The sequence below is a fragment of the Paenibacillus sp. S-38 genome (genome assembly GCF_049942825.1).
In the GTDB taxonomy this organism is placed as follows: Bacteria; Bacillota; Bacilli; order Paenibacillales; family NBRC-103111; genus Paenibacillus_G.
This window is the reverse complement of sequence record NZ_CP187970.1, coordinates 1,424,062-1,445,999: the sequence shown is the minus strand read 5'-3', so window position 1 is coordinate 1,445,999 and position 21,938 is coordinate 1,424,062. Positions and strand designations below refer to the sequence as shown.

25 protein-coding genes are annotated in these 21,938 nt (G+C 53.6%); 13 read left to right on the top strand and 12 right to left on the bottom strand.

Features of this window, described 5'->3' with window-relative positions; genetic code table 11:
- Positions 1 to 83: 83 nt before the first annotated feature.
- Positions 84 to 1,592: an extracellular solute-binding protein gene (locus tag ACP26L_RS06835; protein ID WP_426451816.1), complete on the bottom strand. Its 1,509-nt coding sequence runs from the start codon at positions 1,590 to 1,592 to the stop codon at positions 84 to 86.
- Positions 1,593 to 1,730: 138 nt separating this feature from the next.
- Positions 1,731 to 4,025 (bottom strand): helix-turn-helix domain-containing protein, encoded by a 2,295-nt coding sequence (locus ACP26L_RS06830; RefSeq protein ID WP_426451815.1) that lies wholly within the window; start codon positions 4,023 to 4,025, stop codon positions 1,731 to 1,733.
- A gap of 318 nt (positions 4,026 to 4,343) precedes the next feature.
- Between ACP26L_RS06830 and ACP26L_RS06825 the strand changes: the two genes are divergently transcribed.
- Positions 4,344 to 4,514, top strand: coding sequence for a hypothetical protein (locus tag ACP26L_RS06825; RefSeq protein WP_426451814.1), 171 nt, complete (start codon positions 4,344 to 4,346; stop codon positions 4,512 to 4,514).
- Positions 4,515 to 4,614: 100 nt separating this feature from the next.
- Here the strand turns inward: ACP26L_RS06825 and ACP26L_RS06820 are convergent, their stop codons facing one another.
- Positions 4,615 to 5,490 carry a copper amine oxidase N-terminal domain-containing protein gene (locus tag ACP26L_RS06820; RefSeq protein ID WP_426451813.1) on the bottom strand — a complete coding sequence of 292 codons (876 nt, stop codon included), beginning with the start codon at positions 5,488 to 5,490 and terminating at the stop codon, positions 4,615 to 4,617.
- A gap of 254 nt (positions 5,491 to 5,744) precedes the next feature.
- On the opposite strand from ACP26L_RS06820, the gene ACP26L_RS06815 reads away from it, so the two are divergent.
- Genes ACP26L_RS06815 through ACP26L_RS06805 form a run of 3 tightly spaced genes read left to right on the top strand, consistent with a single transcriptional unit; the run spans position 5,745 to position 7,455 of the window.
- Positions 5,745 to 6,641: a hypothetical protein gene (locus ACP26L_RS06815; protein WP_426451812.1), complete on the top strand. Its 897-nt coding sequence runs from the start codon at positions 5,745 to 5,747 to the stop codon at positions 6,639 to 6,641.
- A complete protein-coding gene (locus ACP26L_RS06810) occupies positions 6,638 to 6,778 on the top strand; it encodes a hypothetical protein (protein ID WP_426451811.1) in 141 nt (46 codons plus the stop codon). The genes ACP26L_RS06815 and ACP26L_RS06810 overlap by 4 nt, the downstream gene beginning before the upstream one ends.
- Positions 6,775 to 7,455 (top strand): hypothetical protein, encoded by a 681-nt coding sequence (locus ACP26L_RS06805; RefSeq protein ID WP_426451810.1) that lies wholly within the window; start codon positions 6,775 to 6,777, stop codon positions 7,453 to 7,455. Before ACP26L_RS06810 ends, ACP26L_RS06805 begins: the two co-directional genes overlap by 4 nt.
- A gap of 529 nt (positions 7,456 to 7,984) precedes the next feature.
- Here ACP26L_RS06805 and ACP26L_RS06800 read toward each other — a convergent pair.
- On the bottom strand, positions 7,985 to 8,449 hold the full coding sequence (locus tag ACP26L_RS06800) for a hypothetical protein (protein WP_426451809.1): 465 nt from the start codon (positions 8,447 to 8,449) through the stop codon (positions 7,985 to 7,987).
- A gap of 382 nt (positions 8,450 to 8,831) precedes the next feature.
- Positions 8,832 to 9,476: a PAQR family membrane homeostasis protein TrhA gene (gene trhA / locus ACP26L_RS06795; RefSeq protein WP_426451808.1), complete on the bottom strand. Its 645-nt coding sequence runs from the start codon at positions 9,474 to 9,476 to the stop codon at positions 8,832 to 8,834.
- A 335-nt stretch (positions 9,477 to 9,811) separates the two neighbouring features.
- Here trhA and ACP26L_RS06790 point away from each other — a divergent pair, with 335 nt between their 5' ends.
- The 3 genes from ACP26L_RS06790 to ACP26L_RS06780 all read left to right on the top strand — a co-directional run bounded on the left by ACP26L_RS06790 (position 9,812) and on the right by ACP26L_RS06780 (position 12,573).
- Positions 9,812 to 10,093: an ArsR/SmtB family transcription factor gene (locus ACP26L_RS06790; RefSeq protein WP_426451807.1), complete on the top strand. Its 282-nt coding sequence runs from the start codon at positions 9,812 to 9,814 to the stop codon at positions 10,091 to 10,093.
- Positions 10,094 to 10,166: 73 nt separating this feature from the next.
- Positions 10,167 to 11,372 carry an MFS transporter gene (locus ACP26L_RS06785; protein ID WP_426451806.1) on the top strand — a complete coding sequence of 402 codons (1,206 nt, stop codon included), beginning with the start codon at positions 10,167 to 10,169 and terminating at the stop codon, positions 11,370 to 11,372.
- 172 nt (positions 11,373 to 11,544) lie between these two features.
- On the top strand, positions 11,545 to 12,573 hold the full coding sequence (locus ACP26L_RS06780) for an LLM class flavin-dependent oxidoreductase (RefSeq protein WP_426451805.1): 1,029 nt from the start codon (positions 11,545 to 11,547) through the stop codon (positions 12,571 to 12,573).
- Between the two features lie 126 nt (positions 12,574 to 12,699).
- Here ACP26L_RS06780 and ACP26L_RS06775 read toward each other — a convergent pair whose 3' ends face one another.
- A complete protein-coding gene (locus ACP26L_RS06775; RefSeq protein WP_426451804.1) occupies positions 12,700 to 13,281 on the bottom strand; it encodes a LysE family transporter in 582 nt (193 codons plus the stop codon).
- Positions 13,282 to 13,401: 120 nt separating this feature from the next.
- Between ACP26L_RS06775 and ACP26L_RS06770 the strand changes: the two genes are divergently transcribed.
- Positions 13,402 to 13,953: a helix-turn-helix domain-containing protein gene (locus tag ACP26L_RS06770; protein ID WP_426451803.1), complete on the top strand. Its 552-nt coding sequence runs from the start codon at positions 13,402 to 13,404 to the stop codon at positions 13,951 to 13,953.
- 222 nt (positions 13,954 to 14,175) lie between these two features.
- On the opposite strand, the gene ACP26L_RS06765 is transcribed toward ACP26L_RS06770, so the two are convergent.
- Entirely contained in the window at positions 14,176 to 14,343 is a 168-nt protein-coding gene (locus tag ACP26L_RS06765; RefSeq protein WP_426451802.1) for a hypothetical protein, read from the bottom strand.
- Positions 14,344 to 15,563: 1,220 nt separating this feature from the next.
- On the opposite strand from ACP26L_RS06765, the gene ACP26L_RS06760 reads away from it, so the two are divergent.
- Complete coding sequence (locus ACP26L_RS06760) at positions 15,564 to 15,899, top strand: hypothetical protein (RefSeq protein ID WP_426451801.1); 336 nt, start codon at positions 15,564 to 15,566, stop codon at positions 15,897 to 15,899.
- A 154-nt stretch (positions 15,900 to 16,053) separates the two neighbouring features.
- On the opposite strand, the gene ACP26L_RS06755 is transcribed toward ACP26L_RS06760, so the two are convergent.
- The 3 genes from ACP26L_RS06755 to ACP26L_RS06745 are packed head-to-tail and all read right to left on the bottom strand — an operon-like array spanning position 16,054 to position 17,946.
- Complete coding sequence (locus ACP26L_RS06755) at positions 16,054 to 16,554, bottom strand: hypothetical protein (protein WP_426451800.1); 501 nt, start codon at positions 16,552 to 16,554, stop codon at positions 16,054 to 16,056.
- Positions 16,555 to 16,586: 32 nt separating this feature from the next.
- Positions 16,587 to 16,991, bottom strand: coding sequence for a hypothetical protein (locus ACP26L_RS06750; protein ID WP_426451799.1), 405 nt, complete (start codon positions 16,989 to 16,991; stop codon positions 16,587 to 16,589).
- Positions 16,992 to 17,019: 28 nt separating this feature from the next.
- Positions 17,020 to 17,946 carry a tyrosine-type recombinase/integrase gene (locus ACP26L_RS06745; RefSeq protein ID WP_426451798.1) on the bottom strand — a complete coding sequence of 309 codons (927 nt, stop codon included), beginning with the start codon at positions 17,944 to 17,946 and terminating at the stop codon, positions 17,020 to 17,022.
- Between the two features lie 69 nt (positions 17,947 to 18,015).
- Between ACP26L_RS06745 and ACP26L_RS06740 the strand changes: the two genes are divergently transcribed.
- Positions 18,016 to 18,318 (top strand): YolD-like family protein, encoded by a 303-nt coding sequence (locus ACP26L_RS06740; protein WP_426451797.1) that lies wholly within the window; start codon positions 18,016 to 18,018, stop codon positions 18,316 to 18,318.
- 93 nt (positions 18,319 to 18,411) lie between these two features.
- On the opposite strand, the gene ACP26L_RS06735 is transcribed toward ACP26L_RS06740, so the two are convergent.
- Both ACP26L_RS06735 and ACP26L_RS06730 read right to left on the bottom strand, forming a co-directional pair.
- The gene (locus tag ACP26L_RS06735; protein WP_426451796.1) at positions 18,412 to 18,828 is read right to left on the bottom strand and encodes a hypothetical protein; all 417 of its coding nucleotides are present in this window, start codon (positions 18,826 to 18,828) and stop codon (positions 18,412 to 18,414) included.
- A 38-nt stretch (positions 18,829 to 18,866) separates the two neighbouring features.
- Entirely contained in the window at positions 18,867 to 19,664 is a 798-nt protein-coding gene (locus tag ACP26L_RS06730; RefSeq protein WP_426451795.1) for a hypothetical protein, read from the bottom strand.
- 250 nt (positions 19,665 to 19,914) lie between these two features.
- Between ACP26L_RS06730 and ACP26L_RS06725 the strand changes: the two genes are divergently transcribed.
- The 3 genes from ACP26L_RS06725 (at position 19,915) to ACP26L_RS06715 (ending at position 21,932) form a co-directional block, all read left to right on the top strand.
- Positions 19,915 to 20,349, top strand: a complete 435-nt coding sequence (locus tag ACP26L_RS06725; protein ID WP_426451794.1) for a hypothetical protein — start codon at positions 19,915 to 19,917, stop codon at positions 20,347 to 20,349.
- Between the two features lie 331 nt (positions 20,350 to 20,680).
- Entirely contained in the window at positions 20,681 to 21,421 is a 741-nt protein-coding gene (locus tag ACP26L_RS06720) for a DUF6973 domain-containing protein (RefSeq protein WP_426451793.1), read from the top strand.
- A 76-nt stretch (positions 21,422 to 21,497) separates the two neighbouring features.
- A complete protein-coding gene (locus ACP26L_RS06715; RefSeq protein WP_426451792.1) occupies positions 21,498 to 21,932 on the top strand; it encodes a hypothetical protein in 435 nt (144 codons plus the stop codon).
- Positions 21,933 to 21,938 lie beyond the last annotated feature (6 nt).

Here is a 21,938-nt window from a genome sequence, read left to right as displayed (position 1 = left end):
CTCTCCCCTTTAGAACTACACCCCCACATTTTACCAAAGGGAAGGGCTGGGAGGGAATCTTTTCCTGCGTCAGCCCATGGCCATCACCGGCCGGAAGACGCCTTCTTATACGCTTCCTCATACTCCCGCATCATCTGCTCGCCGCCCGCCTTCAGCCAGGCCTGCACCTCCGCCTGCCAGCCCGCTTCGTCGATCCGGCCCATGATGAACTTCGTCTGGGCGTCCCCGATGCGCTCCTCGAGCTCCCTCCCCCGCTCGGTGTAGGTCCGGGATTCGAGGCCGGCGGCCGGGTTGCGCACCGCCGAAGCAAGGCTTTCCTTCGGAATCCGCTTGCCCTTCTCCCCGAGCGGCGTGTCCTTGAGCGGCACGCCTTTGTAGCCCTCGAGGTTGAAGAAGGTATCCCGGTAAGGCTTCACTTCCTTCTGGAACAGCTCAAAGTCCTTATACTCCGCAGCCCCGCCTTCCGTACGGACGTAATGCCGCCCCTCGAGTCCCCGCAGCTGCAGCGTCGCCATCTCTTCATCGAGCATCTTGTCAATGAAGCCCAGAACCCTCTTCAGCTCCTCCTCGTTCTTGACGGAGGACTTCGGGAACACATAGAAGCCGTTGTTGCCCGGCTCCGCCGTCGCCCTGACCCCGGAGGGGCCAGTCATCGGCGCGAGATCGTACTCGCCCTTGATGCCCGAGCCTGTGAGCCGGTCCTGCATGCCCTTCGCGTTCTGGGCCACGCCGACCCGCAGGCCTCCGCGGCCGGTGTCATACTGCTTCTCCGCTTCATCGTCATCCAGGACCGCGAAGTCGCGGTTCACGAGCTTCTCCTCGTACAGCCGGCGAAGCAGCCTGAGTACGTCCATATAGGGCTCGGTCATGAACTCCGGGGTGAACTTCCCTTGTTCATCCACGCCCCACTTGTTCGGCGCCCCAAGAGAAACCGCAATCCGCGTGGTGGTGGCTGCAGAGCCGTCGCTGTATTTTTTGCCGAGAATGAGTCCGTACGTGTCGTTCCTGCCGTTCCCGTCCGGGTCGCCCAGCGCCATGGCCCGGCAGACCTCGTACCACTCCGCAGCTGTAACGGGCAGCTTCAGCCCCAGCCTGTCCAGCCAATCCTTCCGGTATACGACGGCGGAACGGGCAATATCCCGAAACAGCGGGATACCATACAACTTGCCGTCCACCCGGATGTTGTCATAATACTGCGGACTGAGCGCTGACAGGTTGGGATAGGCGTTCAGATACGGACCGATCTCCCAGAACAGGCCCGACTGGATCGCGCGCACGGATGGAGCCGTCGACTTCAGGCGCAGCATCATCGGAAGCTTGCCCGAGGCGATCATCACACTCACCTTATCATCATAGGCGGCGCTGGGAATCCACTGGATGTCCAGACGCGTGCCCGTATACGCCTCGATCGCCCCTTCCACATCATTGCCGTCCGCCAGCGCCTCTCCCACCTGGGCCGCTGCAATCGTTATAGGGAACCGCTCCGCACTGCCCGCTTCCGTTCCGTTCACCCGTTCTTCACCGGCGCAGCCGGCAAGCAGCATCGTGCAGCAGGCCGTAAGGCCGGCCGCCATTCGTTGCACTGAACCCATCCGCATTCCTCCTCTGCCGCCTTCTTCCTTTGGAGCCATACGACCTGTACCGGCCTTCTTCTCTTAGCTTTCTTCTCCTAGCTTTCTTCTCTTTGCCTTCTTGGCCTTCCCCTCTTAGCCTGCCTCTCTTGGCCCTCCTCACTTGCCGCTGCATTGCTCCCTGTATTTGCCCGGGGTCATGCCGACGACCTTGCGGAACACCCGGATGAAGGCCGAGGTGTTCGTGTACCGGAGCTTGTCCGCAATATCCGAGATGCGGATATTCGATTCCTCGAGCAGCTGCTTGGCCACCTTCATCCGGTACTCCATCAGGTACTCGCTGAAGTTGACGCCGGTCTCCTTTTTGAATACACGGCTGAGGTACACCGGGTGAAAATTCAGGGCCGCCGCGCACGAATCGAGCGACAGGTCCTCATCATAATGCTCCTGGATCATGCGGAGCATCCTTCCCGCAATGTCCATATGCTGCGAATCCGCCTGCCGGTTCAGGTGGGACGACACCGGTCCCAGGAGATCGTTCGTAAACCAGGATTTGAGCTGCTCCAGGGTATACAGCTTCAGGAATACCTCCATGGACGCTCTCGGCCCGCAGATGTTCTCCACCGTGTCCCCCTGCTCCTGCACGAGCCCGTAGACCTTCGCCACCAGCTGGATCATCACGGCGGCATATTCCCCGAAGCCGATCTCCTTGTCCGCCACCGAGCCCATATACTCTTCGAACAGCTCCGGAACCCGGTCGGGATTCATCTTCAGGGCATGCACGATCTGATCCTCCAGCAGCCGGAGATGGTGCGAACCCGCAGCGCTGAGTCCCCCGCCCGTGCCGATATCCCCGTAATGCACCACGATGTCGCTCCCGAGACTGAGCCGGCTCCGGAGGGCATACAGGGATTCGGAGTATGCCTCCGCCGCCTCCCCGATGCATCCGAACGGCCGGGACACGCCGATGCTCACCTTCAACCCGAGATATTCGTCCACCTTGGTCCGAATCTCTTCGGCCACGGCGTGCACCTGGTTCTTCAGCTCCTGCGGGTCCTCCCGGTCGCTTGCGAATAATGTGACTTGGGAGGATTCAAGAATGATGGGGCTGAACCGCAGCGGCTCCGGCAGCAGCTCGCCGACCATGTTGTTTATCGCGAACAAAAGGAGATCCAGATCCTCTTCGCGGTACCGCGTGCCCTTCAAGGAATCAATCTGGAGGGTTAACACCGTGAGGTGCTTCCAGCTTCTCGGAAACCCGTACTTCTCCGCCTGATAATGGTAATCCTTCTCACTGGCCTGCCCGGTAAACAGCTTGAGCACATGCAGCTCCTTGAGCTGTCCGGCGTGCTTCGAGAGCTGGTCCCGCAGCTCCCTGCCGGTGAGCGAGAGGTCCCTCAGCCGGTTCTCGATGTAAGAGAACTCGTCGAGCGCGGCCGCCGTCTCCCCATCGCCGCCCATCGCCCGGGTGGCATCGAACAGCCTGCGGATCGGCGTGTACATCCTCCGGCTTCCATAGAAGGCAAGCACGGCCACGAGAGCGGCGATCGACAGGCAGACGAGTCCCGTAATCACCGCAATCTTGCGGGAGGCCGCTCCCATTTCTTTCATGGACACTACGGAAGTGTAGATCCAGTTGTTATAAGCGGATTTGCGGAAGGATACCCCGAGCTCTTCCCCGCTGCCATCCTCCATCCGGAAAAAGCCCTTCTCCTCCCCGCTGGCCAGCACCTTCTGGACAATCAGCGGCGTGCGGCCGGACGCGCCTTGGGGCACACGGCCCACCACGACCTCAGCCCGGCCCGGGTCCAGAACATAATGGGTCCCGCTCCCTTCTCCGGTGCCGAGCATCGTCTCGATGTCCTCCTCCGGCAGCTCGATCACCAGCATCTGCTGCGGTTTGGCTGCCGGCACGGTAGGAATCTTGAGCACCATGCGGATCATCGGTTCCCCGTCCGCCGTCTCGCGTTCCTCCTGGCTTCTGGCATCCGCCTGCCCCGGGGTCACCCAGAAGAGACTCTCCTGGTGCCCGGCATACGAAAGAAAGCGCTCTCGGGAAGGGTCGGAGGATAAGGTCCGGAACAGACGGTAATTGACCAGCCAGTCATGCTTGAAATTAATGAGATACGCATCATTAATGCCGGTCAGCGTCTGCAGCTGGTACAGGCCTTTGGACAGCGTACGGATTTCTTCGTAATCCTCTTCGGTAAGCGTCCGGTTCGCCATATCGGAGAATTCGGGCGAATTCACGAACTGGATCGCCGACAGCTCGAGCGTCTTCAAGACCTGCTCCACCCGCATCTGCGTCTGAAGCAGCACCTGGCCGCCTTCTTCCTTCACTTTCTCTTCCATATCGCGTGATGAAGCCGTATAAGAGAGCCACCCCGTAAGCAGGACGGGAAGCGTGCCCAGTAGAAAACTGAATAGAAGTAAGCGCTTTAAATAATTCGCCAAATAGGGCCCCTCCCCGGATCACCGTGAATCTTTTGCTGTCGATTCGTGCCTGTTGAAGATCATTATACCATAAAATGACTGATTAATCGTCTATCAGACATGCTGCTTTCCTTCCTTCTTTTTCCTCCCGAAGAAATCCCCTGCCGCGGCCATCTGCTCCGTCCCCCTGACTTGCGTCGACCGCTTTCCGCTGTACTGTGGAGAACGCCCGTGCCCCCAAACCCATAGGGAACTCCCCATGGATGGTGCCGCTTCACCGTACGTGGTATAGTTGGATTTGGAAGATATTACTTAATAGAGGGAGGTGCAGCTTGAGGCATGAAACGCTTTTTCCTCTTCACCCCGCTATTTATTCTGTTGAACCTCTTCATCAGCTGGAATTCGATCTCGAGCTGGGGAGCCTTGGATCTATTCCGGATCTTCATCCCAGCCGTCATCTTCGGCGTCATCGTGTCCGTCCTCTCTTCCCGAGGGGATTCATCCCCATAGTGAAGCCTGCGGATCCTTCAGCGCAACCGCTGCCGCGCGGCAAAAAGAAGCCCTTGCCGGACGGCAGGGCTCCTTCTGTTTCACTAGTATAAAAAACGGATTATTGCTCTTCGTAGATCACGACGAACTTCGTTTCGTTCTCCCACTTCACCGTTGCCTTCAGAGCTTCGCTGACGAAGCGGACCGGTACGACCGTGCTGCCGTTCTCAATGGCTGCAGGTACTTCCAGCGTTACTTCCTCGCCGTTTACGTAAGCCGTCTTGCTGTCGATGAAGAGCTTCACGGTGATCCCGTCACGGGTTACCGTTACGGAACGCTCCTCCGCATCCCAGCTCACTTCCGCCTTCAGGGCTTCGGAGATCGCACGGAAAGGCACGAGCGTATTGCCTTCACGGATGAACGGACGAACCTCCATCGAAGGCTCTTCGCCGTTCACATACAGCTTCACGCCGGCTTCGCCGGACTTGTCGAGCAGCTTGCCGAGCTTCTTGTAGGAGTCGATGTTCTTCACGTTGACTTTAACGGCTTCCTTCTGGACATAGACCGCTTCCGTCACGCTGCCTTGAGCGTCGAGCACGTCGGCTGCTGCCGTCAGTGCCGCATCCGCTTCTACGAGGGCTTCGAATTCAGCCTTCTGCTCAGCCGTCAGCTGGCTGCCGTACTTGCTTACGAGCAGGTCGGCGATGACGGCGCCCGCCGGCTTGTCCTTCACGTTCTCGATCGCCTGAAGCAGGCCCTTGTAACCCTGGTGCCCGTGCTCACTGTACGTATCGGAAGTTACCGTAGCGTCCGCCTGCGCGTCCACCTTCACCTTGGCATCCTTCTCTTCCTTCGCCGCAGTGGCTTGCACCGAAGCGGAGGCTGCCGCGTTTGCGGAAGCATTGCCGTTCTCCGATTTCGCGAACGCGGAACCGGTCATCAGACTGGTAGCGACGATCGCCGAAGCGGTGATCATCCAAGGTTTGTTCATTTTCATCATTTGTCTCTCCTCTGAGGTCTTCCCCATGTAGTGTGTCAAGCTCCCTAATCTGTTCGTGCCCCCCGCATGCTTTGTAGGGGTGAGAGATCGCATTGCCACATTCCTAATGATGGAAAGGATCAGAGCCCCATGCCCCTCCCCCGTCTTCACGATATCTTAAAGTTCCGCGCAGCACGGTTCCGTTATAATGAAGGAATCCCCAGGGCCGGACCAAGCCCCAATCGGCCCGCAAGATTTGCTAAGGAGGAACCATGCGGATTCACAGACGCTTCAACACCATTTTTCACCGGCTCGTATTCTCCTATATCCTTCTGATCATCCTGACCGCGATCTTCATGGGCATCGCATCGTATCTCTACTTCTCGAACCACTTCAACCGCGAGATCGAAAAGGCGCACGAAGTCACCCTGGAGAACGTCAGCTCCACACTCCGCCACCAGGTCTTCGACCGCATGGTCCAAACGTATGCGGAGCTTACCGTGAACAAGCTGAACGCGGAGCATGCCCTGTTCTTCTTCACGAATCCGGTGAAGCAGCATAACGCCAAGATCGGCGAAGCCCACAGCTACCTGCAGTATCTGGCCTCCGTAAGCGAAGGGACGATCCGTTCCATTGATATCTATTATAAAAAGAACCGCATGCTGATCTCCTCCGAGCAGGGTTACCGGCAGCTGCAGGGCTCGGAGCCCTGGCCTGATGTCGAACGGCTCGACGGGATGGATTTCTCGGAGAGCTCCCTGCTGTGGCTCGACGACGCCTCCCCCCTCACGGGAGGAATACCGGGCGAGATCACCCTGGCCGCCTCTTATCCGTATGTGCCCGGGGAATCGAATCAAGGCTATGTCGTCATCCGTGCCGATGCGCAGGCCCTCTCGCGTCAGCTCGGCCGCTCTTCCCTGAGCGAGCATGGTCTACGAGCTGAAGCCGAACTGCACGCCGGAGGATATCCGGACCAGCTTGGAGACGCTGTCCGCCCGGCTGCTGGCGCTGCAGGAAGGGGCGGGCATATGAGCGGCGATAGAGACGATCGTTTGCTGGAGTTGGCCCTAGCGGGGTCTAAGGTCGACTGCACGCGGGTGGGCAGCCGGGTTGGCGGGGAGACGTCGGCCGCCAGGCTGCAGGTACTGCAGAAAGGAGTCGGCGTATGAGCGGTAGTGGAAGTGATCGTATGCTAGAGATGGCCGTGGCGGGGCTTAAGGTCGACTGCATGCGGGTGGGCAACCGGGTTGGCAGGGAGACGTCGGCCGCCAGGCTGCAGGTACTGCAGAAAGGAGTGGGCGTATGAGCGGTAGTGGAGACCGTTTGCTGGAGATGGCCGCTGCCCATGCTCCCGTCATGCTGCTTGACGAGCATGAGCCCTTCCTGCCCGTCCGCTGCGGAGTGACGCTGCTGGAGACCCCCGGACCTTCCCCGTCGTTCCGTCGCGAGCTGCGCTTCGATCCGGCCGAGGTTTCCTCGGTGATTGAATATGCGGTCTACTGGGACTATGACATCGGCCACCTTTATGACCTCGAGCATGTCTGGATCTACCTCGGCCATCAGGGAGAAGTCTTGCGGTGCGAAGCCAGCTTTCACGGAAAATTCTTCCTTGGCCTGCTGCCCGACCGCAGCAACCTGGAAGACGGCCGGCGGCCCGTGCTTCATGTGCAGGCCGGCAAGCATGCCTTCGGTGCGATGCCGGAGCTCTTCCGCCTGCTGCCGGACGGCGAGCGGGCCGGAATGGAGCTCGCCGGTGAGGGCGGTGTGCTCGTGCCGGACCTGTTCCTCGGCACGTTTGCCACTGACGCCGAGCTGGATGGGCTCGCCGTACGGCATCTGCAGGCGTTCCGCTTCCGGCCCTCGCACCGCTACCGGCGGTACGACTGGCCCGCGGACGCCTTCGTGCCGTGGAGCGCGCTGCGCGCGGAGATTCCACAGCGCATCAACGCGCTCCTGGCGCGTCTTCGTGCGGAGGTGCAGTAAGGCGGCGCGGGCGGAGCCGATGTGCCTGCACCGCAGGGCACCTGCAGGCGTTCCGCTTCTAGCCCTTGCACCCCGCTATGGCGGTATGAGTGGCCCGCGGACGCTTTCGTGGCGTGGAGTGCGCAGAGGCCCACCGCAGGCGGCTTTATCGGGCAAGTCTACTCCGTTGTTTATCTGATCCACCAAACTAAAATAACGGAACTCAGATGCCTTATCGCAGTATTTCCCATCATTTCCCGAGAAATAGCGGAACTCAGGTATCTTATTGCTAGAAAGACAGGGATTTCTCCCCCTCCCGACCAAAATAGCGAATCTCAGTTCCGCTATTCGCCAAACCAGCCGGCAAAAGCATAAGGAGCGGAGCGGCCGGCCGCACAGCATCCGCTGTCCCTGTGGAAGCCCCCGCCGCATACAACAAGAGGCACGCTCACCCGAGCGTGCCTCTTGGTTACATTGCTGCGCGAGCCAACGGAAAGCCGCGGCCGCAGGAATCCTCTTGCATACCCTGCCTGGCCGCCGCACCCCTATCTTACTGGATCGGATCAGGCACCATGCCGCTTTCCTTGACCTCTTTGTTCGTCGGGTAGTCCGACATCACCTTGCCGAGCTGCTTGACCTCTTCCTCGTTGTTCGACATCCGCCCGTTCTGGGCCTCGTCAATCGGCGTGGATTCGTTCTTGTACGGCTCGCCCTGCAGCTTCTCCCGCAGGGTCGCAAGCAGCTTGTCCGCCTTGGCGGAAACCTCCGCAGGCACCTCGCCCTCTCCGGCGAAACGGGCCTGGCTCAGGTCAACCACGAGCTGGTTGTTCTCCGCAGGGCGGGTATACACGCGGAACGGGTAGCCTTTGGACTCCCCTTCCGAGCGGATCGGAAGCTCATAGAAGCTGTTCTCCTTACCGGCCACTTCATCGAATCCGTGGGCGGTGAGAAGGGTATGCACATGGGCAAAGGGTTTCGTGAACGAAGACGATTCATTGCGGTTTTGGATACTCATAGGGAACACTCCTTCGTTATGGCCGCCCCCTGCAGAGGGACGTGCCTCGGTTACCCTTTTTTACCCCCAAAGGGACCGGGCTTAAACATCGGAGGGCCAATGTCGCTATGATCCTATACATACAGCAAAAGGCCCTCTGCGGAAAGCCTCAATAGAGTCCAAACTCACTCTTCACCAGCCCCCCATGCCCTAACCCTTCCTCCCAGCCGCCCTCACTTCCCATATTCGGTTCTATAAAACCGCTTCAGCCAGCACCCCATAATACCGGCTGCCGAGAGCCAGCAGTCAGACGGCACCTTCGGATGATAAGCCGTTCTATATCACTCCCATCAGGGAACGATGAGCGAGCCAACCCATAGCAGCCGGTCAATCCCACCCCCATTCACCTTCCCGGCAGAGGAGCCAGATAAGCATACACCGTGATAAAATGGCAGCCGCTGCCTGCCAGCACGAAGAGATGCCAGATCACGTGGTGGTACCTGAGACTGCGCCAGACGAAGAACAGAATGCCCGTGCTGTAGAGTACACCGCCAGCCAGCAGCCAGGCCAAGCCTTCGGGCGGCAGCTTGTCCTGCAGCGGCCCGATCAGGAAGACGATGAGCCAGCCCAGCACGAGATAGTAGATCATCCCCCAGGGCATGAAGCGGCGGATGATCCAGCGGACGAGCCCGATGCCGGTGAAGGCCAGTGCCCATACCAGACTCAGCATGGCATAGCCTGGCGCCCCGGGGAAGGTATAGAGGAGAAAGGGCGTATAAGACCCGGCAATCGCAACAAAAATGGCCGCGTGATCCAGCCGTTCGAACCGTTCGCTCCACTTCGCGGAGCGCGCGCTGTGAAGCAGCGTGGAGGACAGGTAGAGCAGAGTGAAGGACACCCCGTACACAGCGCTCGATATCGTATAAGCCGCATGGCTGAAAAGCGCGGCCCGCTGCAGCAGCAGGACGAGCCCGGCCGCACTCAGGACCGCCCCGATGCCGTGAGTCCATGCGTTCCACCGCTCTTCCCGCAGCCTGGCGTGATCCATAGGGTAATGCCTCCTTCCATTGGTCGCATGCTTGTTAGCCGCTGGCAATCTCCCCTAGGTTTCCCGGCCGGGGCCTGAAGCATGCGAAGCCGGAGCCGGAGGCGGCAGATGCAGTGATCGCTTTCGAAGGCTTCAGGCTGGTCAAACGGCAGAAGAACTTGTACAGCAGTTCCCGGTAATTCGCCCCTTCACTCAGGGGTCCAAGCTTGTTCTCCTCCCTTCCCCTAAACCACACCCTCTCAACCGGAAAAATGGGGTTTACAACCAAGGAAGGATATGGTAACCTAATTTCCATAGTTATAGAAATATCAAAACACAACAAGGGTGATCGCCTTATGGTCCAAGAGAACGCAGAATTACGCGAAGCCGTCAAAGTATATAAGGCGCTCGGAGAACCTACCCGCCTGAAGATCGCCATGCTGCTCACCGAGGAGAAGAACCTGTGCTGCACCGATATCAGGAGCAAGCTGGAATCCATCGCCGGATCGACGCTTTCCCATCACCTGAAGCAGCTGACGGACTGCGGACTGCTCGACCTGCGCAAGGACGGCACGTTCATTTATTACAGCGTGAATAGAGAGATAGCGCAGAAATACGCCCCTTACCTGCTGCAGTAATTTTTTTTATTTGTTATTTCTATATTTTTAGAAATATAAAATTATATGAGGTATGAAAGGAGCTTAGTACTACATGTCGAACACGTGGAAAATCTACCTGCTCGCTGTCGCCAGTTTTCTGGTCGGTACGTCGGAGAATATCATTGCAGGCATACTGGATAAGGTGGCGGCTGACATCGGCGTATCGGTCTCCGCTGCCGGTCAGCTCATTACCGTCTTCTCCCTCGCCTATGCCTTCGGTACGCCCGTCCTGATGGCAGCTCTGGCCCGGATCGAACGCAGGAAGCTGCTGCTCTACTCCCTGGCCGTGTTCGTAGCCGGCAATCTGCTTGCGGTTGCCCTGACCGGCTACTCCTTCCTGATCGGTTCGCGGATCATCCTTGCGCTCAGCACCGGCGTCTTCGTCGTCACCGCCCTCACCGTAGCCTCCAAGCTCGCTCCTCCCGACAAGCAGGGCAGTGCCATCGCTACCCTCGTCATGGGCTTCAGCACCTCCCTGATCGTCGGCGTGCCTCTCGGAAGAGTCATCGCCGCGGCGTATGACTGGCAGTGGATCTTCGGCGGCATCGGCGTACTGGGTGTGCTGGCTATGCTGGCCGTAGGCTGGGTCATTCCACGGACAGAAGGCGAACAGCCCGTACCGATCCGGGACCAGCTCGCGCTCCTGAAACAGCCGAAGATTGCCGCTGCTCTGCTCGTCACCTTCTTCTGGATCGCAGGCTATTCGATCACCTATACGTACATCTCCCCGTTCCTGCTTACCGTAACCGGAATGAGCGAAAAAGGCGTGAGTGCCGCCCTGTTCGCCTTCGGCATCGCCTCCCTGCTTGGGTCGAAGCTCGGCGGCTACGGCACCGACCGCTGGGGTGTCCCCCGCACGCTCATCGGCGGCATGCTGCTTCATGCGCTGACCCTGCTCGCGCTGTCCCTCGCCGCCCATTCTCCCGCAGCCATGTTCCCCCTGCTGATGCTGTGGGCCTTCTCCGCCTGGTCGTCCGGCCCGACGCAGCAGTACAACCTGATCCTGCTTGCGCCGCAGGCCTCCGGGATCATGCTCAGCCTGAACTCCTCGGTGCTGCAGCTGGCGATGGCCGCAGGTGCCGGCATCGGCGGTGTGGTCATCCAAGGCGTCTCTCTCGCCTCCATCTCCTGGATCGGGGCGGCGGGCGTAGCCGTGGCTGCTGTGACTGCGGCGGCTTCCCTCCGGCGTTCCCGCACCGCAGCTTCCCCCGCACAGGACGCCGATGTCGAAGCGGTGCTGCAGAAGGCCGGAACCTGATCCGAGGGGAAATCGACCGAACGGCGCCCCCTTTGCTAATGCAGGGAATCAGCCTTGCATGACCAGACCTTAGCACGGAGATCCTAAGGGTTGTTGTTCCCCCGCCACTTCTGTTATTATATTAGTAACAGTTGCAAGGCATCACGCTATCCTTAGGAGGTACTTTACGATAATGACTGCTACCCATACAGACGACCTGCTGCAGAACCTGACCCTCTCCGTGCTGGACCTGGCGCCGATCCGCACCGGCGGCACGGCCGCTGAGACCTTCGGCCATACGCTCGACCTTGCCCGGCATGCCGAGCAGTGGGGCTACCGCCGCTTCTGGCTCGCGGAGCATCACAGCATGCCCGGCATTGCCAGCTCGGCCACTTCCGTGGTGATCGGCTTCGTCGCCGCGGGCACGGAGACCATCCGCGTCGGCTCCGGCGGCATCATGCTGCCGAACCACGCACCGCTGATGATTGCCGAGCAGTTCGGCACGCTCGAGTCCATGTACCCGGGCCGCATCGACTTGGGCCTTGGCCGCGCGCCGGGCTCCGACCAGTTCACGGCCCGTGCTCTCCGCCGCGGCCTCGGCAGCGACGGCAGCGACTTCCCGGAGCAGCTCAGCGAGCTCCGCGCCTACCTGAGCGGCGACCCTGACAGCCGCCCGATGGGCGTGCGCGCCGTCCCGGGTGAGGGCCTCGACATTCCGATCTACCTGCTCGGCTCCAGCGGCTTCAGTGCCCAGCTGGCCGGCCAGCTCGGGCTGCCGTTCGCTTTTGCGAGCCATTTTGCCCCCGAGTACCTGCTGCCGGCCCTCGATCTGTACCGCAGCAACTTCCGGCCGTCGGAGGTGCTGGAGAAGCCCTACGTCATTGTCGGCATGAACATCGTGGCCGCCGACACCGACGAAGAGGCGCAGCGCCTCGCCACCTCGCACCAGATGGCGTTCCTGAATATCATCCGCGGGCGCACCGGCCAGCTCAAGCCTCCGGTGGACAGCATGGATGCGCTGTGGAACGAGCAGGAGAAAGCCATCGTGCTGAAGCAGCTCGGCTACTCGATCGCGGGCAGCAAGGCCACCATCCGGGAGAAGCTGCCGCGCTACCTGCAGGAGACCGGTGCGGATGAGATTATCGTCACCGGCCAGATTTATGACCACGAAGCCCGCCTGCGGTCGTATCAGCTGCTGGCTGAGGCAGTGAAGGGCCAGTAAGGCGAGGCCTCAGCATACTGCATTGATAAGCTGCATTGATAAGCTGCATTGACAAAAAGCCAAATGCATCCGGCCGGCGGCCGGGTCATTTGGCTTTCTTTGCTCTAAAGCTGAATAGGCGTGCGCTCACATAAAGATCGCCGCGGCGCTGTAGATCAACAGCAGGCCCATCAGCAGATTGAAGGACCTTTGCCAGCCGGAGAGGAATCTCTGGAACAAGGAACCGAAGAGCGCCCAGCTCGAAGTCGACAGGACCCCGACCAGCGCGAGACCCAGCGAGAATAAGATCAGGCTCAGATGCGACTGGTAGAACGGCAGAATGAAAGTGGAAGTGACCGTGATCCCGTACAGGATCGCCTTCGGATTGACGAACTGCAGCATGGCGCCGGCTGCGAAGGAGTTCAGGGATTCGGGCTCCCCGTCCGGAGCGCCCGGTTTGCTCCGTATGATTTTGAACGCAAGATAGATCATATAGGCGCTCCCGAGCAAGCTCATCACGAATTGGATCGTGGGGATGAGATTGTACAGGAACAGATTGAAGTAGCTGCACAGCAGGACAATCACGAAGAAGCCGGCGCCTACCCCCAGACTGAAGCGAAGCGTTCTTCCGAACCCGTACCGGCTGGCATTGGACATTGCCATGAAGTTGTTGGGCCCCGGAGTGAAGCTGGTCACAAGCACATACAGCAAGAACGGTACAAAACCCATTGTGATCCACCCCTATTATGCTCTATAATTGCACAAAAAGTGCGCCTTAACGTATGTACGTTATGATTATACAATAAAGACGCCATAGCGCACAACCAAAAAAGGGGGATCGTCACAAGCATGGACAATATTAATGTGGTGCTCGCCAAAAATCTCAAGCTGCTGCGGGAGAAAGAGAAGCTGAGTCTGGATAAAGTGGCGGAACTGACCGGCGTCAGCAAGACGATGCTCGGGCAGATCGAGCGCGGGGAGTCCAATCCGACGATCAATACGGTATGGAAAATCGCGAACGGCTTGAAGGTGAGCTTCACTTCGCTCATCCATGATCTTCAGCCGGATGCCGTGGTGGTGCCGAAGAGCGCTATCCGTGCGCTCCACGAGGATAACGGCAGCTACCGGATCTATCCTTTTTTCCCTTTCGAGGACGGGAGGCGGTTCGAGGTGTATACCATTGAGATCGACAAAGGAGGCTACCTGAGCGCCAATCCGCATCAGCCCGGGACGGAAGAATTCATCACGGTCTTCGACGGGGAGCTGACGGTCCGGATCGACAATGCGGAATATACGGTCAAGGCTGGGGATGCTATCCGCTTCAAGGCGGACAAGCCCCATGACTATCACAATTCGGGCAGCGTAATGACACGGATGAGCATGGTCATCCACTACGCCTGATGCCGCCGCGGAGCAGGGTTTAAACATACATCAGGCAGTACCCGCTCGTTGTCAGATCAGCGGCCTTCGCCGCTCTTTACGGACGATGCACGTTTATAAGATTACAGAATCGAGCCCTGATGAGATTTACATTCCTATATTTCAGCGAAAAGGGGCTGTCCACAAGGCGATTAGTGATTTTTAATCCCCCACTTTGAATAAGAATTCAGCTATAAATGATCTCTACTTTTGGGACAGCCTCTTTGGCCTGCTTGTAGAGGAGGAGCGGTGGAACGAAACAGGTCCGGGCCGTCGGCCGTCAGGCTCGACCGGCGATTGCAGCCGTCCTTGGGCCCCGGCCAGCCCGGCGATGATGAAATAGAGGAACTCCAGTGCGTTATTCTTGCTCACGACAGGGCTGTTTTCATTATAGCGGAACTGGGATTCGCTATTTCGGTGTTTGAGGCGGCTTTTCCCCCAAACGGACAGCAATAGAGCACCTGAGTTCCGCTATCCGTCGGGAAGCCGCGGAAAACGGGCCAATAAGGCATCCTGGTTCCTTTATTTATTCAACCGGTTGGCTGCAACGCCGCCATTCTCTATTCGGACAGAACGATTCGATCCTTCCTCATCTCCTCGCCCCGTCGTACCATTCCACTTCCAGATAGACGCTGCTAATGGGAGCCCGCTTTCCAATAGGAGTCTCTTCCGTGGAGCCCAGATCCATGGGATCTTTGAAGGAGATGCTTCCCGGCGGTCCCGATGCGGAACCGCACCCTACGGATTCAGTCTGCTGCTTCCCTTCCTGCTGTTCGTATAAAGTACAGAGAAAATAAGACGTTTACTTGATTCATAGATCATCGTTGACAGGCTACTGGAGCACAACTATACCAGCAAACTCATCTCTCTCCTGGAATAGTTGGGCTGAATTCCCGGAAGGACTGAAGAGTGGTGATTACACGATTACGTTCTCCGGCGGAAACTATGACGTTAGCGGTACTTACTTGGGGAAATCAGCAGACGGCATTTCAGCATTCACGACTTTGCCCGTTAGTCCTAGCTTCTGAAAAGATATAGATTTCCCGATGGACTACAGCTAAAACAAAGGATCTGATGGCGATATATTAATTAAACAGGAACCATAAACGAATATGGAAGCCTATCCGGTACCGCAAAGGGATCTAGTAATGCTAAAAAAATATTAAACCTATTCGGTTTAGTTGTTGGTGTAATTATTCTTATTACTTTTAACTACATTATCTGGGGTAAGTCTGTTTCCCCAAATGAAATAGGCTTTCAAAGTGTTATTGTCTCAGAAAAGCACATTATTTTAGAGGGCTCGTTCGCCTCAAGTGCACTTCAATATAAAGGCTATAAGAAAGATTATCTAAACGGAACTCTGGAGATAACGGTCAAAGCTGGTTTGATTGCATTCCCCCATGAAGGTGGAGGCATCAGAATAATCTTAGAAAATAAATATCAGGATTTGCAAAAGATTATTTTGGTGCGTGATCAAACTACTAGTTTGGTTTGGTCAAAAGGCCACGAATGAATAAATACAAGTTATCCATACATAAAGCCAAAAAGACTAAAGGAATACAGAAAACATTTGAAGGAATGATGTGCCGCCCATGTCGCGTTTAAGAAAGAAGATTGCATTAGCATCAGTTACTGTATTTTCGATTGCAGTCGCCGCGGGTGTTGCTGCTTTTGTTTTTAGTGAGATACCGGAAGAAAAAGAAACAGACATGGTATATGTACGCACTTTTTCCGCTGAAGAATTTGATCAACTTTATGGCCATGTAGAGAAAATGGCAAGCCCTCATGTTACGTATAGCTTGGTCTCCGCCGAGCAGTTCGATAGGTCCAAGTACAGCCAGTCTGAGATTGTAAAGGACATTGAAGATACAACGAAAAAAACGAAAGTTATCATTGAAAACGACGGGGACATTTATATTAAAGAATGAAGGACAGAGACAGTGAGATACTTGGGAACGATGGCACAAAAAGTTTGTCGCGGCTATCAGTCGCTCATGAATAGACTAGGAAGCGTATCGGCTGCCGCACCATACGCTTCTCTTTATGTGCATCCAAGATTGCTTGTTGCCCCTTTTGGCCATGTTAGGATTCACTATTATTTTTATCAAAAAATACATCTAAACCGTTGAAACCAATATCATCGTTATATTTCTCCGGATTGCATATGTCCTGCAGAAATTCATCCACATTGTTTTGTAAAATCTGTTCATACCCCATCAGTTGCATTTCGAAATGTGCGATTAATGTCTTTCCCGAATACCCTTCATCCAGAAGTTTGCCCAGCATATCTAGGACATCTTTTCTGTAAAAGGAAGTCTCGTTGCTTCTTGCATACATACGACCAACGTTTTGAATATGTTCTAACCATTTATTTGGGGTAAATCCCTCCTCAGAAGCCTTACAAAACTCATGAGCGTAATATGCTGGAGATTGACTGTAATCATCCAAAGCATAGAGCACAGGGCGATACTTTTCAAAGAGTTTAAGCGCAGCTGCTTCATTCATTTGGGGGCGATAATTCAATATCTCTTTAATAATGTAATACTCAAACCCATCTAGCTCTTCAAGCTTTGGGGTAGGCATCGATTCAGCTACCTCCTTTTTATTTGACGTGATTAAGCCACGTGTCCTTCAGTATCCTCTTCTAACAAAGTTATCCCCTTTTTGCCTCGCTTCCCCCGCCGTTTACGTTTAGGTACAGATACATCACCTACAAAGTATCGTTTAACACAGGAGATATTCGTTAGCTTATAGTCTTCTTGCTTGTCGTTTAGTTGACCCTTAGTATATTTTACGACTTTTGCTCTAAAGATGATTCTTTCACCTTCGACTAAGTTAAGTTCTGTGAGCTCCGGATTGGAATAGATCCAGATATGGTCTGTCAGCAAAAGATCATCCTCATTCTTTACATTGAGGAGAAGCACTGTCCCTTTTCTTCCCCTTTTTGAAGAGAATGTTTTTACATAGTCTGCTGTAAAAACTCCCTTGATCTCAACCATTTCTTTCAGCTTTTGGCGCATATCTTCCCCCTGTTTGATTTTCTATTATCTATGCCTCCACCAAACGGTCAATGTGTCTTTGTAAATCCTTCAATGTTGGTACGGTATAGATCATCTGTGTCCTGATATTTGGTTCTCCGGACTTGGTGAAGTGTCCTGCGATATATGCAATGTACGCAGGGGGGACCCCCTGATCTGTGAGCTTCTTTAAGCATGTGTGACGCAGAGTGTGTGGTGTCAGGTGAGGAATATTTGCCCGTTCCCTGTACCGATCGAAGATGTAATTTATCGTACTGACGGCCAGTGCCGGACGGTCATCAGCCCTATCATCTGGCTTGCCAGGTTTGCTCTTTTGGCTGTAGAAGTAGTAGTCCACCGGCTTGTATTCCTCTTCGTATTTCTTTAGAGCATCGATAACGGTTTTGTTCAGCGGCACGACCCGCGGCTTATCACCCTTGCCTTTTCGGATATGGGCTTCACCTACCCGGTCCTTATAGACCAGATCGGGTACCCGCAGCTGGCATATCTCCTCACGCCGCAAGCCGGCTTGACGCATCAGCTCCACAATGGCAAGGTTCCGGGAATTCCTTTCCTTTTCCACCTCACGCATGAATCGGTGTTCCTCAAGTCGATCCAGCCATTTGGGATCCCGGATAAACTCTACGGTGACAGGTTCAATGCCGGCAGCTGGATCGTCAGGCATTATCCCTTCCTCAACCGCCCACCTGCAGAACTTCTTGATCGCGTAAACGAATGTGTTAATGGAACGTGGGCTCTTTTTCTCCTGTACCATTTGGCGTTTGAAACTGGCGATATCCCGCGGCGTGATGTTCTCCAGAATAAACGGCTCCTGGTTGTAGATCACGAACCATTTTGCGAATTTGCCCACCTCGCTGACATACTGCCTGATTGTTGTCGGAGCTATCTCCCCTGCTGACTCCATCTTTTCTTTAAAGGAAAGAATAAGCTCGTTCATCATCAAGGCCCCCTTTCACAGAAAATATATTACGGCTATAATAAGAACAAACATTCGTAGGAGGGCGTTATGAAGGAGACACGGCTTACCCCAGGATCCAATATGCGCTGGTCCACTAAATTCATGTTGCCAGAGCATATAGAGGCCCTACAGCAGCATACTCTGAAGTCCCGCCAGAAGGCCCGACCCACGCTCGATGAGCAACTGCTTCAGGATTTCGCCTCATACATACAGCGGTCCAAGCAAGACAAGATTCCTCTAAAGATCACCCTGTTCGATCCATACATAGATGAAGTGCTCACCGGCGTAGTCGAACACGTAGACCAGTCGCAACGAAAAATCGTACTGCTATTGGAAGAAGATGAAACCTGATCGATCCGTCTGGACGATATCATCGATATGTCGATTTTCAACTGAATTCAGGGATAGGGAGGCTTAACACGTGTTAAGTACTCCCTATTTTGTTTACCGTAACACAATGGATAACGAATTAAGCATTGCATGGGTCCGTGTAAGCAAATAATATAATTCTGCATCTGAAAGAGTATGTGAGATTCCATGCGTGTGCTTATTGAGAAATTGGAACCAATCTGTTGCTTGCTTTATATCGTTTTCTAAGAATTTAGCCATAGGACCATGGGCAATATGACGATAAATATACTTGAACCTCGCCGGCCGTGTTGGCTTATCGTTACTATAGAAAGTCGGATCTTCTGTCCACTTCCTGACCTCTTCGTCAGGAGCTAGGGTATGAATAATGTGAGTTAGCAACTCCCGAAGTGAAACAGTGACGTGCCTGACTTTATCAGGATTGGACGACCCAAGCGCATCACAAGCTCCCAACCACAATCTTTCTAATTGTGGTACTGCTGTTTTGATCACATCTGGAACCTCCAACAACAATTCCGACTTTTCCTTAATCACAGGGGGGGCGTTTCACTTTCCGTTTCTGCCCCCTGAGCCTTGCTAACTTGTTCAGCTAACTTTAACTCATTAGCATATTCTTTATGAGAGACCTGGACCAGCTTCAGAAGGTCAGGGTCGCTTGTATCGAGGTCCTTTGTCAATTCAACGTAAGACTCGGTGAAAGGAACAAAATTCGTTTCTTCAATGATCGGTGCCCAAGGGCGAGTTACACGTGATTGGGTTAAGGATGTTGCGTCAATCCACTGAGAGGATCTAAGCAACTCCTGTAATGGACTCATCATTTTTTCCCAACGATGCCAATAGTCCAGCATTTTAATTCCTGACGTGCTCATCTCTTCTGCTCTAATACCAAAACCAAGAGTGAAATTCACCCTTTCAGCTAAACTAGAATAATCCGCAGCTGCAGAAACAGTCTCAGAGATCATTTTCCACTGAGCCTCAGTACCACGAAGAGCCTCCGAAATCGGCTGCCATTGAGCTTCCGAAATTCGAGCAGCTTCTGTGATTGATATAATCTGGTTCCTTAGCTCGGAGAAACCATTTGATTCCCCTGCAATACCGCGGAGCTCCAACCCATCTGTAAACCCTGGGAGCCTCAGTCCATCTGTAATCTTCATCACTTCACTACTAATCCCCATACCTTTAATCCGGTCGTGAAAGCTTGTCACTTCGTTCATTGCCTTACCAAACTGGGATACAACTGATTTGGGGAGATTTAAGCCAGCAGTCCGGTCTATTACCTGTGATAAGGACTGCACAGTACGGCTGGCATTTTCGAAATAATCAGCCATACCCTTATGTAGTCGATCAAAGAATTCTTGGTCCGGGCCGTCAATGTATTGCGAGAAAATGGGGTCAAGGGAAATGATGTGTTTACCAAATTCAATCCACGATTCGTCCTATGGGACTTTCTTGGAAACTTGAAGAACTTAATAAGTAATATTGAATGGAGGGTGCATCACGTTGTGGTGTGCCTTTCTTCATGGAAATGTAAGAAATTATCATGTAGAATAAATATAGGAAGTAGTCAGGAGGAGAGATATGCAAAAATATATAAGATACTCTTTTTCACTCGGGTTCGCATCAATTATTTTAGCTTTGTGTTATAAGTTAAATGTTTTTAATTTTTCTTTTTTAGGTATGGAACAAGGCTCGGAAGATGGTTATGTTAGACTCTGGGCTAACGCAAGTCTTCTACTAGGTGTATTCATATCGATTTTGACAATACCTTTTCTTTATAAAAATGTAGTATTAAAAAAGATATTAGCCCTCATTTTACTCTTATTGGGGGTAGCATCAATCATTATACAGGGACCACCTATATTTTGGTGGACACTTACAGGACTCGGAAGATATGCATATCTACTAGTTGACTTGCTTCATATAATCGTTCTTGTGCTGTCTGTTACATTAATAGTTCATATTTGTTACGCATTAAAATACAACAAATGGGAAAGAACAAATGGAGAACAATAAACTCCTTCGGGATCGACGATAATGCGAATGTCTCTAGATTCTTATGTAAGCCGGGATTTCCCGGCATTCCCCTTTCCGTCGCCAAATGACCCGTTACGTCCGCACTCTAAATGTACGGTATCCCTTCCTCCACACCTTTCGGTCACCAAAAAAGGAAAATAGAACCCTCAGCTTTCTGGCTGAGGGTTCTATGTATTTACGATGTTACTGTAGAATACCGGCCCCCCCTCCTGACCATTATATATGTTATTTATATTAATATATTGTAATATTATCCTTAGATGGTAGAGTTATACATGTATTACATATTATATAAATAGGAGTGAGATACATGTTCAAAAAGTTGGCTCTCGCAAGTCTGGTGTCGGTTTCCTTGGTCTCTTCAGGTACAGCAGCATTTGCTGCCCAGGAAGAGCATAGTGTTGAGGCAGGTAAAAAACAGGAAAAATTGACGATAGATCAAATTCTGAAAGATCCGAAATATAAAGACCTTCCTAAAGATCATCCTTTAATTCCGTTTTACAAAGAAATTGAATTATATAAGAAACAAAATCCGTCGCTAACTACCGAACAGGTGCTTCAGCATTTTACACAAGGGGCCAATTCCCAACGTTCTATTTCTCCAGCCGTATCCTACTCTGAATTCGAAGCACTTACCGCTACGGAGAAATACTGGGTTGTTATGAACCCTCCGTTTGCAGCACTTACTCTCATGACAAGACAAAAGGCATTCAAATATACCGATAATAACTACGGACGACATGATTCCCTTGGCGACGAAGGTGATGCATTTCGTCATGCCATTTGGAATGCCTTGATGTGTAAGTATATTACCAAGGCATGGGCGGAACTGTATGCCACAGCTCATGAAGATAAGCCTACAAGCTTCCTGGAGCAAATCAACAGTGATGGATATTCCAATTATGAACATCGCCGTATGGATCTCCATAACAACCAAAAAGGCAGAGATTGTTGGTTGTGGTCTGATTCAATCACCACGATCACTGATTCAGTTTTACAAAATAGAGTCATTGCGAAAATCGATGCCGGCCAGATGGTAATCTTGCATTAATAAATAAGAATATGTAACAATGGGATGGAAGGAATTCCCTGTCCTTCAATCTGGTTCTAAGAGCGGAGGGTAGACTGTGAAAAGGATTAACTTCTTTTTACTGATTATTATTACGGCAACAATCCTTATTAGCTGTGGGAAAGAACCTACTCCCATTCCAAAAGCTAGTGTAACAACAGCCGGTAACATTTCATTAACCACTCATCAAATGGGATCGTTCTGGAATGGTAAAAGGGAGTACAGTACCAGACTGATTCTAAAGGATAAAGAAGCAGATGTAGTGCCGGCCAACTCCCAAATAAAAATCACCTACGATATACCTCCAAAAGAAAATACTTTGGATATTATTCTCTGGCCAGAGCAGTACACCGGAACTGCATTTGAAAAAGTAAAACTGGAGAATAATAGCTTCACGGTTCCAGCGGATAAAGGACTATATATTTATTCCTTTAGGGCTCAGTGGGCTGGTGGGGATGAAATAGAATATGGTTTAAAAATACAAGTGGAGTAATTTGGG

What these genes read in the sequence shown, in the direction of transcription:
- ACP26L_RS06790 (WP_426451807.1), top strand. Translation starts at nt 9,812, where the DNA reads ATGGTCCAAGAGAACGCAGAATTACGCGAAGCCGTCAAAGTATATAAG.
- ACP26L_RS06785 (WP_426451806.1), top strand. Translation starts at nt 10,167, where the DNA reads ATGTCGAACACGTGGAAAATCTACCTGCTCGCTGTCGCCAGTTTTCTG.
- ACP26L_RS06825 (WP_426451814.1), top strand. Translation starts at nt 4,344, where the DNA reads ATGAAACGCTTTTTCCTCTTCACCCCGCTATTTATTCTGTTGAACCTC.
- ACP26L_RS06775 (WP_426451804.1), bottom strand. Translation starts at nt 13,281, where the DNA reads ATGGGTTTTGTACCGTTCTTGCTGTATGTGCTTGTGACCAGCTTCACT.
- ACP26L_RS06805 (WP_426451810.1), top strand. Translation starts at nt 6,775, where the DNA reads ATGAGCGGTAGTGGAGACCGTTTGCTGGAGATGGCCGCTGCCCATGCT.
- trhA (WP_426451808.1), bottom strand. Translation starts at nt 9,476, where the DNA reads ATGGATCACGCCAGGCTGCGGGAAGAGCGGTGGAACGCATGGACTCAC.
- ACP26L_RS06730 (WP_426451795.1), bottom strand. Translation starts at nt 19,664, where the DNA reads ATGGCTGATTATTTCGAAAATGCCAGCCGTACTGTGCAGTCCTTATCA.
- ACP26L_RS06755 (WP_426451800.1), bottom strand. Translation starts at nt 16,554, where the DNA reads ATGCCTACCCCAAAGCTTGAAGAGCTAGATGGGTTTGAGTATTACATT.
- ACP26L_RS06745 (WP_426451798.1), bottom strand. Translation starts at nt 17,946, where the DNA reads ATGAACGAGCTTATTCTTTCCTTTAAAGAAAAGATGGAGTCAGCAGGG.
- ACP26L_RS06760 (WP_426451801.1), top strand. Translation starts at nt 15,564, where the DNA reads ATGTCGCGTTTAAGAAAGAAGATTGCATTAGCATCAGTTACTGTATTT.
- ACP26L_RS06820 (WP_426451813.1), bottom strand. Translation starts at nt 5,490, where the DNA reads ATGAAAATGAACAAACCTTGGATGATCACCGCTTCGGCGATCGTCGCT.
- ACP26L_RS06770 (WP_426451803.1), top strand. Translation starts at nt 13,402, where the DNA reads ATGGACAATATTAATGTGGTGCTCGCCAAAAATCTCAAGCTGCTGCGG.
- ACP26L_RS06750 (WP_426451799.1), bottom strand. Translation starts at nt 16,991, where the DNA reads ATGCGCCAAAAGCTGAAAGAAATGGTTGAGATCAAGGGAGTTTTTACA.
- ACP26L_RS06835 (WP_426451816.1), bottom strand. Translation starts at nt 1,592, where the DNA reads ATGGGTTCAGTGCAACGAATGGCGGCCGGCCTTACGGCCTGCTGCACG.
- ACP26L_RS06720 (WP_426451793.1), top strand. Translation starts at nt 20,681, where the DNA reads ATGTTCAAAAAGTTGGCTCTCGCAAGTCTGGTGTCGGTTTCCTTGGTC.
- ACP26L_RS06815 (WP_426451812.1), top strand. Translation starts at nt 5,745, where the DNA reads ATGCGGATTCACAGACGCTTCAACACCATTTTTCACCGGCTCGTATTC.
- ACP26L_RS06810 (WP_426451811.1), top strand. Translation starts at nt 6,638, where the DNA reads ATGAGCGGTAGTGGAAGTGATCGTATGCTAGAGATGGCCGTGGCGGGG.
- ACP26L_RS06780 (WP_426451805.1), top strand. Translation starts at nt 11,545, where the DNA reads ATGACTGCTACCCATACAGACGACCTGCTGCAGAACCTGACCCTCTCC.
- ACP26L_RS06740 (WP_426451797.1), top strand. Translation starts at nt 18,016, where the DNA reads ATGAAGGAGACACGGCTTACCCCAGGATCCAATATGCGCTGGTCCACT.
- ACP26L_RS06800 (WP_426451809.1), bottom strand. Translation starts at nt 8,449, where the DNA reads ATGAGTATCCAAAACCGCAATGAATCGTCTTCGTTCACGAAACCCTTT.
- ACP26L_RS06725 (WP_426451794.1), top strand. Translation starts at nt 19,915, where the DNA reads ATGCAAAAATATATAAGATACTCTTTTTCACTCGGGTTCGCATCAATT.